General features: G+C 67.5%; 12 protein-coding genes. 2 read left to right on the top strand and 10 right to left on the bottom strand.

Annotated features, from left to right (window positions below; genetic code table 11):
* The 10 genes from BMZ19_RS22230 to BMZ19_RS22235 form a co-directional block, all read right to left on the bottom strand.
* The coding region (locus BMZ19_RS22230) for an FAD-binding protein (RefSeq protein ID WP_139214706.1) at nucleotides 1-95 on the bottom strand (95 nt) is incomplete at its 3' end.
* A gap of 130 nt (nucleotides 96-225) precedes the next feature.
* A complete protein-coding gene (locus BMZ19_RS15605; RefSeq protein WP_090312483.1) occupies nucleotides 226-1158 on the bottom strand; it encodes an electron transfer flavoprotein subunit alpha/FixB family protein in 933 nt (310 codons plus the stop codon).
* Nucleotides 1158-1907 carry an electron transfer flavoprotein subunit beta/FixA family protein gene (locus BMZ19_RS15610; protein ID WP_090312485.1) on the bottom strand — a complete coding sequence of 250 codons (750 nt, stop codon included), beginning with the start codon at nucleotides 1905-1907 and terminating at the stop codon, nucleotides 1158-1160. Before BMZ19_RS15610 ends, BMZ19_RS15605 begins: the two co-directional genes overlap by 1 nt.
* Nucleotides 1908-1921: 14 nt before the next feature.
* On the bottom strand, nucleotides 1922-3109 hold the full coding sequence (locus tag BMZ19_RS15615) for an acetyl-CoA C-acyltransferase family protein (RefSeq protein ID WP_090312486.1): 1188 nt from the start codon (nucleotides 3107-3109) through the stop codon (nucleotides 1922-1924).
* 36 nt (nucleotides 3110-3145) lie between these two features.
* The gene (locus tag BMZ19_RS15620; RefSeq protein ID WP_090312488.1) at nucleotides 3146-5254 is read right to left on the bottom strand and encodes a 3-hydroxyacyl-CoA dehydrogenase NAD-binding domain-containing protein; all 2109 of its coding nucleotides are present in this window, start codon (nucleotides 5252-5254) and stop codon (nucleotides 3146-3148) included.
* A 148-nt stretch (nucleotides 5255-5402) separates the two neighbouring features.
* Complete coding sequence (locus BMZ19_RS22470) at nucleotides 5403-5573, bottom strand: hypothetical protein (RefSeq protein ID WP_170847791.1); 171 nt, start codon at nucleotides 5571-5573, stop codon at nucleotides 5403-5405.
* A gap of 196 nt (nucleotides 5574-5769) precedes the next feature.
* Nucleotides 5770-8346: a bifunctional aconitate hydratase 2/2-methylisocitrate dehydratase gene (gene acnB, locus BMZ19_RS15625; RefSeq protein ID WP_090312490.1), complete on the bottom strand. Its 2577-nt coding sequence runs from the start codon at nucleotides 8344-8346 to the stop codon at nucleotides 5770-5772.
* 159 nt (nucleotides 8347-8505) lie between these two features.
* The gene (prpC, locus tag BMZ19_RS15630) at nucleotides 8506-9633 is read right to left on the bottom strand and encodes a bifunctional 2-methylcitrate synthase/citrate synthase (protein WP_090312492.1); all 1128 of its coding nucleotides are present in this window, start codon (nucleotides 9631-9633) and stop codon (nucleotides 8506-8508) included.
* A gap of 313 nt (nucleotides 9634-9946) precedes the next feature.
* Nucleotides 9947-12610: a winged helix-turn-helix domain-containing protein gene (locus BMZ19_RS15635; RefSeq protein ID WP_090312494.1), complete on the bottom strand. Its 2664-nt coding sequence runs from the start codon at nucleotides 12608-12610 to the stop codon at nucleotides 9947-9949.
* Between the two features lie 176 nt (nucleotides 12611-12786).
* Nucleotides 12787-12969 carry a hypothetical protein gene (locus BMZ19_RS22235; protein WP_139214696.1) on the bottom strand — a complete coding sequence of 61 codons (183 nt, stop codon included), beginning with the start codon at nucleotides 12967-12969 and terminating at the stop codon, nucleotides 12787-12789.
* Nucleotides 12970-13344: 375 nt separating this feature from the next.
* On the opposite strand from BMZ19_RS22235, the gene tcuA reads away from it, so the two are divergent.
* Both tcuA and BMZ19_RS15645 read left to right on the top strand, forming a co-directional pair.
* Nucleotides 13345-14808: an FAD-dependent tricarballylate dehydrogenase TcuA gene (gene tcuA / locus BMZ19_RS15640; RefSeq protein WP_090312497.1), complete on the top strand. Its 1464-nt coding sequence runs from the start codon at nucleotides 13345-13347 to the stop codon at nucleotides 14806-14808.
* A 9-nt stretch (nucleotides 14809-14817) separates the two neighbouring features.
* Entirely contained in the window at nucleotides 14818-15636 is an 819-nt protein-coding gene (locus tag BMZ19_RS15645) for an aspartate/glutamate racemase family protein (protein ID WP_090312498.1), read from the top strand.

The following is a 15636-nucleotide window of genomic DNA, read 5'->3' on the forward strand; positions in this document are numbered from 1 at the left end:
TCGGCGGCCTTCTGCTTCAGGCGGCAGGCGGCGGAGAGACCGGCGGGGCCCGCTCCGACGACGACGACGTCGAATTCCATGTATTCGCGTTGCATTTGTTGTTGTCCTCGCAATTCTTCGCAGCAGGGGCAGGCAAAAAAAAGGGCAACCCGTGGGTTGCCCATGCCCTGAAAAACCCTGTCTTTACCCAGGGCCAGTGTGCTGCTCGCGCAGCGTGGTATGAAATCAGCCGAGCTGGGCGCTCAGCTCGGGAACGGCCTCGAATAGGTCGGCGACCAGACCGTAGTCGGCGACCTGGAAGATCGGCGCCTCCTCGTCCTTGTTGATCGCCACGATCACCTTGGAGTCCTTCATGCCGGCCAGGTGCTGGATCGCACCGCTGATGCCGACGGCGACGTACAGCTGCGGCGCAACGATCTTGCCGGTCTGGCCGACCTGCATGTCGTTGGGCACGAAGCCGGCGTCCACCGCGGCGCGCGAGGCACCCACAGCGGCGCCGAGCTTGTCGGCCAGGCCGTAGAGCAGCTGGAAGTTGTCGCCGTTCTGCATGCCACGGCCACCGGAGACGATGATCTTGGCGGCGGTCAGCTCGGGACGCTCGGACTTGGCCAGTTCCTCGCCGACGAAGCTGGAGACGCCGGCGTCGCAGGAGGCGCCGATGGCTTCGATGCTGGCGCTGCCACCCGCGGCAGCCACGGCGTCGAAGCCGGTGCCGCGCACGGTGATCACCTTGACCGCCGCGCTGGACTGCACGGTGGCGATGGCGTTGCCGGCGTAGATCGGCCGCTGGAAGGTGTCGGCGTCGATCACCTTGACGATCTCGGATATCTGGTCGACGTCGAGCAGGGCGGCGACGCGCGGCAGGTAGTTCTTGCCGTTGGTGGTGGCCGGGGCCAGCACGTGGCTGTAACCGCGGGCCAGCTCGACGATCAGCGGCGCGACGTTTTCCGGCAGTTGGTGGGCGTAGGCCGGTGCATCGGCGACCAGCACCTTGGCCACGCCGGCGACCTGGGCGGCGGCCTCGGCCACCGCGCCACAGCCCTGACCGGCGACCAGCAGGTGGACATCGCCACCGATCTGTTGGGCGGCGGCCACGGTGTTCAGGGTGGCGGCGGCCAGGGCGACGTTGTTGTGTTCGGCAATGACGAGAATGGCCATCAGATCACCTTCGCTTCGTTCTTCAGTTTCTCGACCAGTTCAGCCACCGACTTGACCTTGATGCCGGCCTGGCGGGCAGCCGGGGCCTCGACCTTGAGGGTCTTCACGGTCGAGGTGGTGGACACGCCGAGCGCCTCCGGAGTCAGCACGTCGAGCGGCTTCTTCTTGGCCTTCATGATGTTGGGCAAGGAGGCGTAGCGCGGTTCGTTGAGGCGCAGGTCGGTGGTGACGATGGCCGGCAGTTTGAGGGCCACGGTTTGCAGGCCGCCGTCGATCTCGCGGGTGACGTTGACCTTGTCACCGGCGACCTCGACCTTGGAGGCGAAGGTGCCCTGGGCGAAACCGGTCAGCGCGGCGAGCATCTGGCCGGTCTGGTTGTTGTCGCTGTCGATGGCCTGCTTGCCAAGGATCACCAGCTGCGGCTGTTCCTTGTCCACCACGGCCTTGAGCAGCTTGGCCACGGCCAGGGAATTCAGCTCCTCGTTGCTCTCGACCAGGATGGCGCGGTCGGCGCCGAGGGCCAGGGCGGTGCGCAACTGCTCCTGGGCGGTATTCGGGCCCACAGAGACCACCACGATCTCGCTGGCGATGCCCTTTTCCTTGAGGCGCACGGCTTCTTCCACGGCGATCTCGCAGAAGGGGTTCATGGCCATCTTGACGTTGGCCAGGTCGACCCCGCTGTTGTCCGCCTTGACGCGGACCTTGACGTTGTAGTCGACCACGCGTTTTACCGCGACCAGTACTTTCATGGACGTGTCTCCTCTCAGATGCGCTCGAAGATCGCGGCGATGCCCTGGCCGCCGCCAATGCACATGGTCACCAGGGCGTAGCGGCCGCCAATGCGCTCAAGCTCATGCAGCGCCTTGAGGGTGATGATCGCGCCGGTGGCGCCGATCGGATGGCCGAGGGAGATGCCCGAGCCGTTCGGATTGACCTTCTGCGGGTCGAGGCCCAGCTCCTGGATGACCGCGCAGGCCTGGGCGGCGAAGGCCTCGTTGGCCTCGACCACGTCCAGATCGGCGACGCTCAGGCCGGCGCGCTCGAGGGCCAGCTTGGTCGCCGGCACCGGGCCGATGCCCATGTGGAGCGGGTCGACGCCGGCCATGGCGTACGACACCAGGCGCGCCATCGGCTTGAGGCCGCGACGCTCGGCAGTGGCGCGCTCCATCAGCACCACGGCGGCGGCGCCATCGTTGAGGCTGGAAGCGTTGCCGGCGGTCACGCTGCCGTCGTTGCGCTCGAAGGCCGGCTTGAGCTTGCTCAGCTCCTCGAGGGTCAGGTTGTCGCGCACGTGCTCATCGGTGTCGAACACCACTTCGCCGCGGCGAGTCTTCAGGGTGATCGGCAGGATCTGCTCCTTGAAGCGGCCTTCCTCGATGGCCACGGCGGCGCGGCGATGGGATTCCAGCGCCAGCGCGTCCTGGGCCTCGCGGGAGATGTGGTAGGTGCGGCGCACGTTCTCGGCGGTGACGCCCATGTGCACCTTGTTCATCGGGTCGGTGAGGGCGCCGACCATCATGTCGACCATGCCGGTGTCGCCCATGCGCGCGCCGAAGCGCATCGCCGAGGAGGAGTAGGGCGCGCGGCTCATGCAGTCGGCACCGCCGGCGACGGCGATCTCGGCATCGCCGAGCAGGATGCCCTGGGCGGCGCTGACGATGGCCTGCAGGCCCGAACCGCACAGGCGGTTGACGGTCAGGGCGGTGGACTGCTCGCTGACGCCGCTCTTCAGGGCGACCACGCGCGAGATGTACATGTCGACCGGCTCGGTATGGATGACGTTGCCGAACACCACCTGGCCGACTTCGTCGCCGTTCACCTGGGCACGCTGCAGGGCTTCGCGGGCGACCATGGCGCCCAGGTCGCTGGGGGAGAAGTCCTTCAGGCTGCCGCCGAAATCGCCGATGGCAGTACGGGCACCGCTGACGATGACTACTTCACGCTGATTCATGGGAGATACCCTCTTTTCAAAGCTGAAATTGGTTGATTAGTCTTTGCTGATGCGGGTCTTGCCGACGGCGACCAGGCGCTCGAGCAACGGTGCCGGTTGCAGCCACAGCTCGCCGTAGGCACCGAGTTGTTCGCGATACTGGCGGATGCTGTTGAGCACCCGCTCCAGGCCCAGGTGCTCGGCGTAGTGCAGCGGGCCGCCTAGCCAGGTGGGGAAGCCGTAGCCGCAGGTCCATACCAGGTCGATGTCGCCGGCGCGCAGGGCGATGCCCTCGTCGAGGATCTGCAGGCCTTCGTTGATCAGCATGAACAGGCAGCGGTCGTGGATTTCCTGGTCGCTGATCTCGCGGCGCTGGATGCCCAGTTCGGCGGCCAGGCGCTCGGCCATGGCCAGCACTTCCGGATCGTCCTGGCGCTCGCGGCCTTCGTAGATGTACATGCCGCGGCCGGTCTTCTGGCCGTAGCGGCCGAGGGCGTACAGCTCGTCGGCCAGGCGGTAGTAGCTGGGGTCGCGGGCCAGCACCTCGCGCAGCGGGGTGCGGATCAGGTAGCCGACGTCGATGCCGACCAGGTCGTACATGCTCAGCACGCCCATGTTCAGGCCGAGGTCGGTGAGTACGCGGTCGATCTGCGCCGGGGTGGCGCCTTCCAGCAGCAGGCGGTGCGCTTCGCGGGCGTAGGGCTCGAGCATGCGGTTGCCGATGAAGCCGTAGCACACCCCTGACACCACCGGCAGCTTGCCGATCTGCTTGCCCAGCTTGAGCGCGGTGGCCAGCACGTCGAGGGCAGTTTCCTTGCCGCGCACCACTTCCAGCAGGCGCATGACGTTGGCCGGGCTGAAGAAGTGCAGGCCGATCACGTCCTGCGGGCGACGGGTGAAGGCGGCGATCTGGTCGACGTCCAGGGTCGAGGTGTTGGTAGCGAGGATGGCGCCGGGCTTGCATACCTCGTCGAGGGTGGCGAACACCTGGCGTTTGACCTCCATGCTCTCGAACACCGCCTCGATCACCAGGTCGGCGTCGGCCAGATCGGCGTAGTCGAGGGTGCCGGCCAGCAGGGCCATGCGCTGCTCGACCTGCTCCTGGGTCAGCTTGCCGCGCTTGGCGCTGATCTCGTAGTTCTTGCGGATCTGCGCCAGGCCACGATCCAGCGCCTCGCGCTTCTGCTCGAGCAGCACCACCGGCATGCCGATGTTGGCGAAGTTCATGGCGATGCCGCCGCCCATGGTGCCGGCGCCGATCACCGCGACCTTGCGGATCGGCCGCAGCGGCAGGGAGGCGTCGATGCCGGGCACCTTGCCGGCTTCGCGCTCGGCGAAGAACAGGTGGCGCAGGGCCTTGGACTGCGGCGAGTCCATGGCCTCCTTGAACAGCTCCTCCTCGCGGGCCAGGCCGATTTCCAGCGGCTGCTCGCAGGCGATGCGTACCGCCTCGAGGGCCAGGTGCGGGGCGACCTGGCCCTTCCACTGACCGCTCTTGCGGGCGGTGTAGTCGACGAAGAAGTTGGCCGGCAGGTCGGCACCCGGCGCGGCATGCGGGGCGGATGGCTGCGCCGGGGCACCTGCCAGAACCAGTTCGCGGGCGAAGGCGCAGGCCTCGTCCAGCAGCGTCTCGGCCGAGGCGGTCAGGCGGTCGACCAGGCCCAGCTCGAGGGCGCGTTCGGCGCGCAGCGGCTGGCCGGAAAGGATGGTTTCCAGAGCGGTTTCGGCGCCGATCAGGCGCGGCAGGCGCTGGGTGCCGCCGGCGCCAGGCAGCAGGCCGAGGGTGATTTCCGGCATGCCCAGGCGCGCCTTGGGCTCGCTGATGCGGTAGCCGCAGGCCATGGCCAGCTCCAGGCCGCCGCCGAGGGCGAGGCCGCCGACCGCGGCGACCATCGGCTTGGCGCTGCCGGCCAGTTCGATCAGCAGCTGGGGCAGGGCCGGGGCGTCGAACGCGGCGCCGCCGAATTCGGCGATGTCGGCACCGGCGCAGAACGGCAGGCCGCGGCCGTAGACGACCATGGCCTTGACCGCCGGATCGGCGCTGGCCTGGCGGAAGGCAGCCTGCAGCTCCTGGCGCAGGGTGAGGCCGAGGGCGTTGACCGGGGCGCGGCCCAGCCCGATCAGGGCCAGCTCGTTATCCAGGGAGTAGTCGATCAGGGTGTACATGGCAGACCTCTGCAGAAGGTTGGGCCGGTCAGGGGCGAGGCATCCGGCCTAGCGGGTACGCGAATAAAGAAGCCGCCGCGCGGCGGCCAAGCAAAAAATCCGGCGGGGAGTGACCAAGAACGCCGGAGGCTGCTTCAGTGACTCAGAACTACGCCGGATACAGGCCCCAGGCATGGGTGATGTAGAAGGTGGCGTCGCTTTCGACGATGGTGTCCAGGGTCTCGGCAGCCACGCTCTCGGAGCCCTGTGGGTTCTCGAGGTCGAACGGTGCGTGGGTGGCGAAGCTCAGATCGCGCGAGGGCGCTTGGTAGGCCGGCATGTTGTTTCCCCTTGTTATGGTTGTGGGAGCCGATGCCGTTTTGTAGCAAGTCACACCCGCGGTTCGCTTCGAACCGCGGGTGGATTTGCGGGTGGAGTCGGCTGGAGTCGGGTGGAGCTTGAGGTTAAGGGCGCTCGGTCGGGCCGATGCAGCCCGGCCGGCGCTCTCTGCGAGCGACCAGCCGGGCTGTTGACGCTTAGGCCTGTACTACGGGAATACTGGCCTGCGCCGCAGCGTCCCGGTACTCGGCGATCTGGTCGAAGGACAGGTAGCGATAGATGTCGGCAGCCATGCTGTCGATGTTCTTCGCGTAGCCCATGTACTCCTCGACGCTCGGCAGCTTGCCGAGGATGGAGGCGACAGCCGCCAGCTCGGCCGAGGCCAGGAACACGTTGGTCGAATCGCCCAGCCGGTTCGGGAAGTTGCGGGTCGAGGTGGACACCACGGTCGAACCGGCCTGCACACGCGCCTGGTTACCCATGCACAGCGAGCAGCCCGGCATCTCCATGCGCGCACCGGCGCGGCCGAAGATGCCGTAGTAGCCTTCCTCGGTCAGCTGGTGCACGTCCATCTTGGTCGGCGGAGCCAGCCACAGACGGGTCGGGATGCCGCCCTTGACCTTGTCCAGCAGCTTGCCGGCCGCGCGGAAGTGACCGATGTTGGTCATGCACGAACCGATGAACACTTCGTCGATCTTCTGACCGGCAACGGTGGACAGCAGACGGGCGTCGTCCGGGTCGTTCGGCGCGCAGAGGACCGGCTCGGTCACTTCGGACAGGTCGATCTCGATCACGGCCGCGTATTCGGCGTCCTTGTCGGCTTCCAGCAGCTTCGGATCGGCCAGCCAGGCTTCCATCGCCTGGGCACGACGCTCCAGGGTGCGGGCATCGCCGTAGCCTTCGCCGATCATCCAGCGCAGCATGGTGATGTTGGAGCGCAGGTATTCGGCGATGGCCTCTTCCGGCAGCTTGATGGCGCAACCGGCAGCGGAACGCTCGGCGGAGGCGTCGGACAGCAAAAACAAGCCTTCGATCTCGAGGATGCGGCCGGAGAAGATGTTCTGCTTGCCCTTCTTCTCGACGGTCAGCAGGCCCTGCTGGATGGCGTAGTAGGGGATGGCATGCACCAGGTCACGCAGGGTGATACCGGGTTGCATCTTGCCCTTGAAGCGCACCAGCACGGATTCCGGCATGTCCAGCGGCATTACGCCGGTGGCGGCGGCGAAGGCGACCAGGCCGGAACCGGCCGGGAAGGAGATGCCGATCGGGAAGCGGGTGTGCGAGTCGCCACCGGTGCCGACGGTGTCCGGCAGCAGCATGCGGTTCAGCCAGCTGTGGATGATGCCGTCGCCCGGCTTGAGCGCAACGCCGCCGCGATTGCGCATGAAGTCGGGCAGGGTGTGGTGGGTCTTCACGTCCACCGGCTTCGGATAGGCGGCCGTGTGGCAGAACGACTGCATCACCAGGTCGGCGGAGAAGCCCAGGCAAGCCAGGTCCTTCAGCTCGTCGCGGGTCATCGGGCCGGTGGTGTCCTGGGAACCGACGGTGGTCATCTTTGGCTCGCAGTAGGTGCCCGGACGGATACCTTCGACGCCGCAGGCGCGGCCGACCATCTTCTGTGCCAGGGTGAAGCCCTTGCCGCTGTCGGCCGGCGCTTGCGGCTTGTGGAACAGGGTGGACGGCGCCAGACCCAGCTCGGCGCGGGCCTTCTCGGTCAGGCCGCGGCCGATGATCAGTGGGATACGGCCGCCAGCGCGCACCTCGTCCAGCAGCACCTCGGTCTTCAGCTCGAAGCTGGCCAGAACCTCTTCAGTGTCGTGCTTGCAGACCTTGCCGGCGTAGGGGTAGACGTCGATCACGTCGCCCATGTTGAGGTTGGCGACGTCGAACTCGATCGGCAGGGCACCGGCGTCTTCCATGGTGTTGTAGAAGATCGGCGCGATCTTGTTGCCAAAGCAGAAACCGCCGGCGCGCTTGTTCGGAACAAAGGGGATGTCGTCGCCGAAGAACCACAGCACCGAGTTGGTGGCGGACTTGCGCGAGGAGCCGGTGCCGACCACGTCGCCGACGTAGGCGACCGGGAAGCCCTTGGCCTTGACCGCTTCGATCTGCTGCAACGGGCCGACGGCGCCGGGCTGCTCCGGCTCGATGCCGTCGCGGGCCATCTTCAGCATGGCCAGGGCGTGCAGCGGGATGTCGGGGCGCGACCAGGCGTCCGGAGCCGGGGACAGGTCGTCGGTGTTGGTTTCGCCGGGAACCTTGAACACGCTCAGGCTGATCTTCTCGGCCAGCGCCGGGCGGGCGGTGAACCACTCGCCCTCGGCCCAGGAGGCCAGCACGGCCTTGGCGGCTGCGTTGCCCTTATTGGCGCGCTCGGCGACATCGTGGAAGGCGTCGAACATCAGCAGGGTGTGCTTGAGTTGCTCGGCAGCGGCGTTGGCCAGCTCGGCATCGTCCAGCAGCTCGACCAGGGTGGCGATGTTGTAGCCACCCTGCATGGTGCCCAGCAGCTCGACGGCGCGGGTCTTGCTCAGCAGCGGGGAGACGGCTTCGCCCTTGGCGATGGCGGACAGGAAGCCGGCCTTGACGTAGGCGGCCTCGTCGACGCCCGCCGGAACGCGGTCGGTGATCAGGTCGACCAGCACTTGTTCTTCGCCAGCCGGCGGATTCTTCAGCAACTCGACCAGCGCGGCGGTCTGCTCGGCGTCCAGGGCCAGTGGCGGCAGGCCCTGCTGGGCGCGTTCTTCCAGGTGTTGGCGATAACTTGCGAGCAAGGCGATATCTCCAGTCATGTCGATGAGGGGCGTGCAAGAGGCGCGCTTCCGGCCCGGAGGCAAGCTGCGGGGGAAAGCAGTGGGCAAAAAAAGGGGAGCAGTACCGGGAAAGTGAGGGTGACCAGCCTCTTTCCCGGTACGGCTCCCATAAACGGTGCTTTAGCGCTGCGCCAGGGCCGGCACGGCGCGCGGCTCGACGCCGGTGTACTCGGCGCTCGGGCGGATGATGCGGTTGTTGGCGCGCTGCTCGAACACGTGGGACGCCCAGCCGGTAACCCGCGAGCAGACGAAGATCGGGGTGAACAGCTTGGTCGGGATGCCCATGAAGCGGTAGGCCGAGGCATGGTAGAAGTCGGCGTTGGGGAACAGCTTCTTCTGCTCCCACATCACCTGGTCGATGGCCTCGGAGACCGGGAAGATCACCGTGTCGCCGACTTCTTCGGCGAGCTGCTTCGACCAGACCTTGATCACCTCGTTGCGCGGATCGGACACGCTGTAGATCGCGTGACCGAAGCCCATGATCTTGTCCTTGCGCGCCAGCATGGCGAGGGTGCCGTCGATGGCCTCCTGCGGCGAGGCGAACTTCTCGATCATCTCCATCGCCGCCTCGTTGGCGCCGCCATGCAGCGGGCCGCGCAGGGTGCCGATGGAGCCGGTGATGCAGGAGTACAGATCGGACAGGGTCGAGGCGCAGACACGACCGGCGAAGGTCGAGGCGTTGAACTCGTGCTCTGCATAGAGGATCAGCGACACGTTCATCACCTTGCGGTGCAGTTCGCTGGGTTTCTTGTCGTGCAGCAGGGCCAGGAAGTGGCCACCCAGATCGGCTTCGCCGGTGACGCAGTCGATGCGTACGCCCTCGTGGCTGAAGCGGTACCAGTAGCACATGATGGCCGGGAAAGCGGCGAGCAGACGGTCGGCGATGTCACGCTGCTCGTCGAAGCTGTGCTCCGGCTCCAGGGTGCCGAGCATCGAGCAACCGGTGCGCATCACATCCATCGGGTGGGCGTCGGCGGGGATGCGTTCGAGCACGTCCTTGAGCGCTTGCGGCAGGTCGCGCAGGCCGTGCAGGCGCTGCAGGTAGGCATCCAGCTGGGCAGCGGTGGGCAGTTCGCCGTAGAACAGCAGGTAGGCGACTTCCTCGAACAGGCAGTCCTTGGCCAGCTCGCGCACGTCGTAGCCGCGGTAGGTCAGACCGGCGCCTTCCTTGCCAACGGTGGACAGTGCAGTCTGTCCGGCGATCTGGCCACGCAGGCCGGCGCCACTCAGTACCTTTGCTTCAGCCATGGCGTTCTCCTCTTGGATTTGTTCTGGGTAGGGCAGTCAGGGCCGGGGCCGAGGGCATTCGGTCAAGGTCCCTGGTCCGGGCACGGCGGATACCGACAGCGCTCTGCTCGATGAGGCTTGCGCACCTCATTCGGGGTAGCGAAGGTCAGGCGCTGGTCGCGTCGTGATGCATGCTAAGCGGGCTTTGTCCGGTCTACGTCGTTATGAAAGCCGATGCAGCTTTTTAGCAAGATGTGCTAAGAGGCGCGTCGAACCGCGGGTGGATTTGCGGGTGGAGGCGGATTGGTCCGGGTGGAGGGGCAGCTGCAGCGGCTCAGTCGAGCAGCCGCAGCTCGCGGGCGGCGCGCAGGGCGGCGTCGCGGTCGGTGACGTCGAGCTTGCGGAACAGGTTGTTGATGTGGGTCTTCACCGTACTGAGGCTGACGAACAGGCCGTCGGCGAGCTGCTGATTGCTCTGTCCCCGCGCCATGCGCCGCAGCACGTCCAGTTCGCGGCGGGTGAGCGGCTCGAGCAGCGCCTGCGCCTGGGTGGCGCCTTCGCCTCCGGCGAGCCCGGCCAGCAACGCGGCCAGCTGCTCGCGGGGCGGCAGCGGGCGCTCCAGGCCGGCCTGGCGGCGCACCTGCGGCTGCAGCAACTGGCGGAACAGCTCGACCAGCTCGCGGCCCTCGTGGTGCAGCAACTGGCCGAAGCCGTGGCTGGCGGCCAGCTGCAGGGCCTCGTCCAGGCAGGCGAGGGCGGCCGTCTGGTCGCCGCGGTCGCGCTGCAGGGTAGCGTCGAGCAGCCACAGGTCGAGTTGCAGGCGACGGTTGTTCTCGCTGTCGGCCTGCTCGCGCAGGTTGCCGAGGATCTGCTCGGCCAGCGCCGGCTGGCCGAGATGACGCTGCACCCAGGCATAGGCCAGCCATTCCTCCGGCATCAGGTCCTCGCCGTAGTGGCGCTGGCACCAGTGCCATTCCTCCAGCCAGTGCAGGATGAAGTCCTGGTCGCGCTGGCGCAGTGCCAGGCGGGCACGCCAGGCGCCGGCCAGCCGGTACACGCCGAACTGGCGGAACTGGCGGGCCATGCGTCGCGCCTCGTCCCAGTGCGCCTGGGCCTTGTCCTGGTCGCCCAAGGCGTCATGCAGGCAGGCCTTGTGGTGGAGCACCTGGACCAGGGCGGCCGAATGGGGAAAGCCCAGCGCCAGGGTCTCCGTCTTGGCCAGGCGCTGTCTGGCCTGTTCCAGATGATTCTGCTGGGCGAACACCAGCCCCAGGCCCAGGTGGTGGAACAGTTCGTAGAAGTTGCGCGAGGCGGTCGCCGGCGACTTGTGCTCCAGGGCGAGGAAACGGCGCATGGCGGCCACGCTGTCGCCCTGGGCCAGCTCGATCTGGCCGAGCAGCAGGTGGGGAATGTTGGCGAAGCCGCTGAAGCCGAACTCGTCGAACTCGCCCAGCGCCTGTTCCACATCCTGGCGGGCGGCGGCCAGCTGGCCGAGTTCGAACAGGCAGCGGGCGCGGATGAAGCGCAGCACCGATCCCGCGGAGTTGCGCTGCGGATAACGCTGCAGCGCCTGGCTGGCCAGCTCCAGCCCATGGCGCAGGTTGCCGCCGAGATAGGCCAGCAGGGTGCGCAGATAGGCGATGGTCTGCTGGACCCGCTCGGGATTGCGCGGCACGCCCTGGCGCTGCAGCAGTCGCAGGCGCTGGATGCATGCCTTGGTGCGGGCGATGTCGTTGGTCACCATGACGATCGAGGCTTCGCTGATCGCCAGGGTGAAGTGGTCGCTGCCGCTCTCGCCGGAAACCTGGCTGAGCAGATCGACCAGCGCGTTGATCTGGCCATCGCGCAGCAGATCGAAGGTGTGCCGCTCGGCGGTGGCGAGTACCGCGTTGAAGTCGCGGGCGCGGCCGTACTGGTGGATGGCTTCCGAATAGCGGCGGTGTTCCAGCAGCCAGGCCGCCGCCATCTGGTGCAGCTGCTGCTGCAACTGCGGGTCGCGCTGCTGCAGGCGCTGGTACAGCACCTCGCGCAGAACCCGGTGGTAGCGGTACTCCACGCGCTCGCGGGAGCGCTGCTCGATGAACAGGTCGCGGCGCTGCACCTGATGAATCAGCCGCTCGGCATCCGGCCGCTCGCTGAGCACGCCGGCCAGCTCCGGGTCGAAGGTCTGTACCACGGCGGTCCGTTCAAGGAAGGCCAGCAACTCCGCGGGCAGCCGGGCGAGCAGTTCCTCGGCGAGAAAGTCGCTCACATAGGTATAGGCCTGGCGGGTCACGCTGCGCACCAGTTCGGGCTGCGGGCTGGCCGGCACCAGCTCGCGGTAGGCGGTGAGCCAGAACAGCAGGCCGGTAATCCAGCCCTCGCTGCCGGCGCGCAGTTGGTAGAGGGCATCGGCGTCCAGCCTGGCGCCGCGGCCGCTGGCCAGTTGGCCGATTTCCTCGCTGTCCAGGGCCAGCTCGCGGGCATCAATGATCGCCAGGCGCTCGTCGCGGCGCAGGTGGTTGATGGCCAGCTCCGGGGCGCCTTCGCTGGCCGCCAGCACCAGCAGGCCGGGCGGGCCGAAGCGCAGCAGCTGCTCGATGTAGTGGCGAGCGCGATCGGCGCGCAGCAGGTGCAGGTCGTCGAGGATCAGGGTGAAGCCTTCGCTCTGCTGCTCCAGACACTGCAGGACGGTGCGCCACAGGCGCTGCTCGTCGGCGGGGACCAGGGTGTGCTCGGGCGCGGGCAGGCCGAGGGCAGCGTGCAGGTGCAGCAGCAGGTGCAGTGGTTGGTTGTCGGCTGTGTCCAGTCGATACCAGGCCCAGGGCGTCTGCAGGCTGGTGGCGTACTGGGCGAGCAGGGTGCTCTTGCCGTAGCCCAGCGGCGCGCTGAGCAGGATCAGGCGGCAGCCGCGGCTGGCGGCTTCCTGCAGATGCTGCAGCAGACGCGGGCGGGCCAGGGCCCTGTCCGGCAGTGGCAGCGGGCGGAGTTGACTCGGATTGACTAGCGGAGAGGCCATTGTTGTTCTGTTGTTTTTCACGAGGCGGATGCCGCGAAGTTACCAGAACTTGGCTGGGTGGTGTTCTGCTGAGGGCCGTTGGCTAGTGGGCAGACCTGCGTGAGAGGGTCGTCAAAAGCGACTGGCCGGACAAGCTGCGCCACGGTTGTGGCTAGCGGGCCAACCGTGGCGCGATCTCAATGGAACAGGCCGGACCAGCCGCCCACACCGGGTGGTAGGGAGCAGGTCTGTCGACTGTGGCTGTCCGGGCACGCATAGGCGAGAGGGTTCTCTGCCGCGGATTTCCACTCGCCGCCGAAGGTCAGCACCAGCGCGAGAATCGACAGGAACAGCAGCCAGGGATAGCTATCTACGTTCATGGCACGCCCCGTTGGTATTGTTTTTGGGTGAGGTGCAGTCCATGCATCGACGAGGCAATCCGCGCCGTTCTGGGCGTGGTTCCTCGGATGGACAGGAGGGTGCTCCACGGGTCCATCTGAGCAGGAGCTTAGATCAGCGATCGCCTGTGTGTCGTTCAAAAATCCTGAATAAGCTGTTCGATTTATCCGCACCGGCGCCCAGGATATGACGCGTCCTGACCCGGTGGCCTGTGCCTCTCCCGAACTGGGTGCGCGCATGGCCGCCGCCATCTTGCAACTTTACTGAACAACCCCTTCGCCCCGGCGGCCTGTCTTCCCCGCCTTCCCCTGCAAATAATCCGCCCCAACAGGTCAGCGGATTCGAGGAAGGGGACCATGCAGGATTTCGACGTCATAGTGATCGGCGGGGGCAATGCGGGGCTGTGCGCCGCGCTGTCGGCCCGCGAGCAGGGCGCGCGGGTGGCGCTGCTGGAGCGCGCTCCCGAGGAGCAGCGCGGCGGCAACTCGGCGCATACCGGCGGCGCCTTCCGCGTCGCCTATCGCGGGGTGGACGATCTGCGCCGGCTGATGCCCGACCTGCTCGACAGCGAGATCGAGAGCAGCGACTTCGGCAGCTACACCCAGGACGACTTCTACGGCGAGCTGGCCGCGCAGAGCCAGTACCGCGCCGACCCGGAAGTGCTCGACACCGTGGTCAGCGAGAGCCTCGACACCCTGGGCTGGATGACCCGCCAGGGCGTGCGCTTCATGCCGATCTACGGCCGCCAGGCGTTCAAGGTCGACGGCAAGTACAAGTTCTGGGGCGGTCTCACCGTCGAGGTGTCCGGCGGCGGCCTGGGCCTGGTCGAAGCGCTGATGCGCCGCGCCGAGCGCAGCGGCGTCGAGCTGCACTACGCCTGCCGCGCGCAGAAGATCGGCCGCGCCGACGGCCGCTGGCAGATCGAATGCGCGAACGGCCAGCGCTTCAGCGCCGCCGGGTTGATCCTCGCCACCGGCGGCTTCCACGCCAACCTCGAATGGCGCGCCAAGTACCTGGGGCCGGGCTGGGATCTGGCCAAGGTGCGCGGCTCGCGCTTCAACACCGGCGACGGCATCCGCATGGCCATGGACGTCGGCGCGGTGGCCCACGGCAACTGGTCGGGCTGTCACGCGGTGTTCTACGACGTCAACGCCCCCGAGCTGGGCGACCTCGACCTGCTCAACATGCAGAAGAACTACTTCCACCTCGGCGTGGTGGTCAACGCCGACGGCAAGCGCTTCGTCGACGAGGGCCTGGATTTCCGCAACTACACCTACTCGGGGATGGGCGCCAAGGTGCTGCAGCAGCCGGGCGGCGTCGCCTGGCAGCTGTTCGACCAGCACAGCGAGCACCTGCTGCCCGACGAATACCGCGTGCGCCACGCCACCCGCATCCAGGCCGACACCCTCGAGGAGCTGGCCGGCAAGCTCGAAGGCGTCAACGTCAACGCGCTGCTCGACACCCTCAGTGAATACAACGCCGCCGTGCGCCGCGAGGTGCCGTTCAACCCGGCGGTGCGCGACGGCCGCTCGACCCAGGGGCTGGCGATTCCCAAGTCGAACTGGGCCAACCCGCTGGAGCGCGGCCCCTTCGTCGCCTACGCGGTCACCTGCGGCATCACCTTCACCTTCGGCGGCCTCAAGGTGAACAGCGGGGCGCAGGTGATCGACGAGGATGGCCAGGTGATCCCCGGCCTGTACGCCGCCGGCGAGCTGGTCGGCAACCTCTACTACGTTAAGTACGCCGGCGGCGCCGGCCTCACCTCGGGTTCGGTGCTCGGCCGCATCGCCGGCGCGGCTGCTGCCAGCCAACAACAATAAGGAACCACCATGACCATCCGCATCTGGCACCAGAGCTTCACCGTGCTCAGCGACCTCGGCGCCTACGACGCCGCCCTGCGCGCCCACTTCAAGAAGGTCGCCCGTCCCGACACGGTGATCGACATGCACGGCATGCAGCCGGGCACCTACCGCACCAACTACCCGGGCGACGACATCAAGTACGGCGCCATCCAGTACCTGCACGGCCTGCAGTTCATGGCCGCCGGCATCAACGCCGAGCAGCAGGGCTACGACGCCTACGCCATCAGCACCCTGCCGGAGCCGGCGCTGCGCGAGATCCGCAGCCTGCTCGGCATCCCGGTGGTCGGCTACGGCGAGTCGGCGATGCTCACCGCCTGCACCCTCGGCCGCAAGTTCGGCGTGCTGGTGTTCATCGACGAGCTGGCCGAGCTGGTGGCCGAGAACGCCGCGCGCCACGGCCTCGGCCAGCGTCTGGCTGGGGTGCGCCACGTCGGCTTCCGCTTCGCCGACGTGCTGGCCGCGTTCAGCGATCCGGCATCCTTGATCGACCGTTTCCGCACCGCCGCCCGCGCGCTGATCGCCGTCGGCGCCGAGGTGATCATCCCCGGCGAGGCGCCGCTCAACGTGCTGCTCGCCACCCACGGCATCAGCGAGGTGGACGGCGTGCCGGTGCTCGACTCGCTCGGCGCCTGGATCAAGCAGGCCGAGTCGATGGTCGACCTGCAGCGCGCCAACGGCACGCGCACCTGCAACCGAGGCTACTTCTCCGCCCAGCCCGACCCCGAGCGGGTGCGCGAGATCTTCGCCTTCTATGGCCTGGCCCAGCGGTTTCTCGAGCCGCGCTGA

It is taken from the genome of Pseudomonas linyingensis, assembly GCF_900109175.1.
In the GTDB taxonomy this organism is placed as follows: domain Bacteria; phylum Pseudomonadota; class Gammaproteobacteria; order Pseudomonadales; family Pseudomonadaceae; genus Geopseudomonas; species Geopseudomonas linyingensis.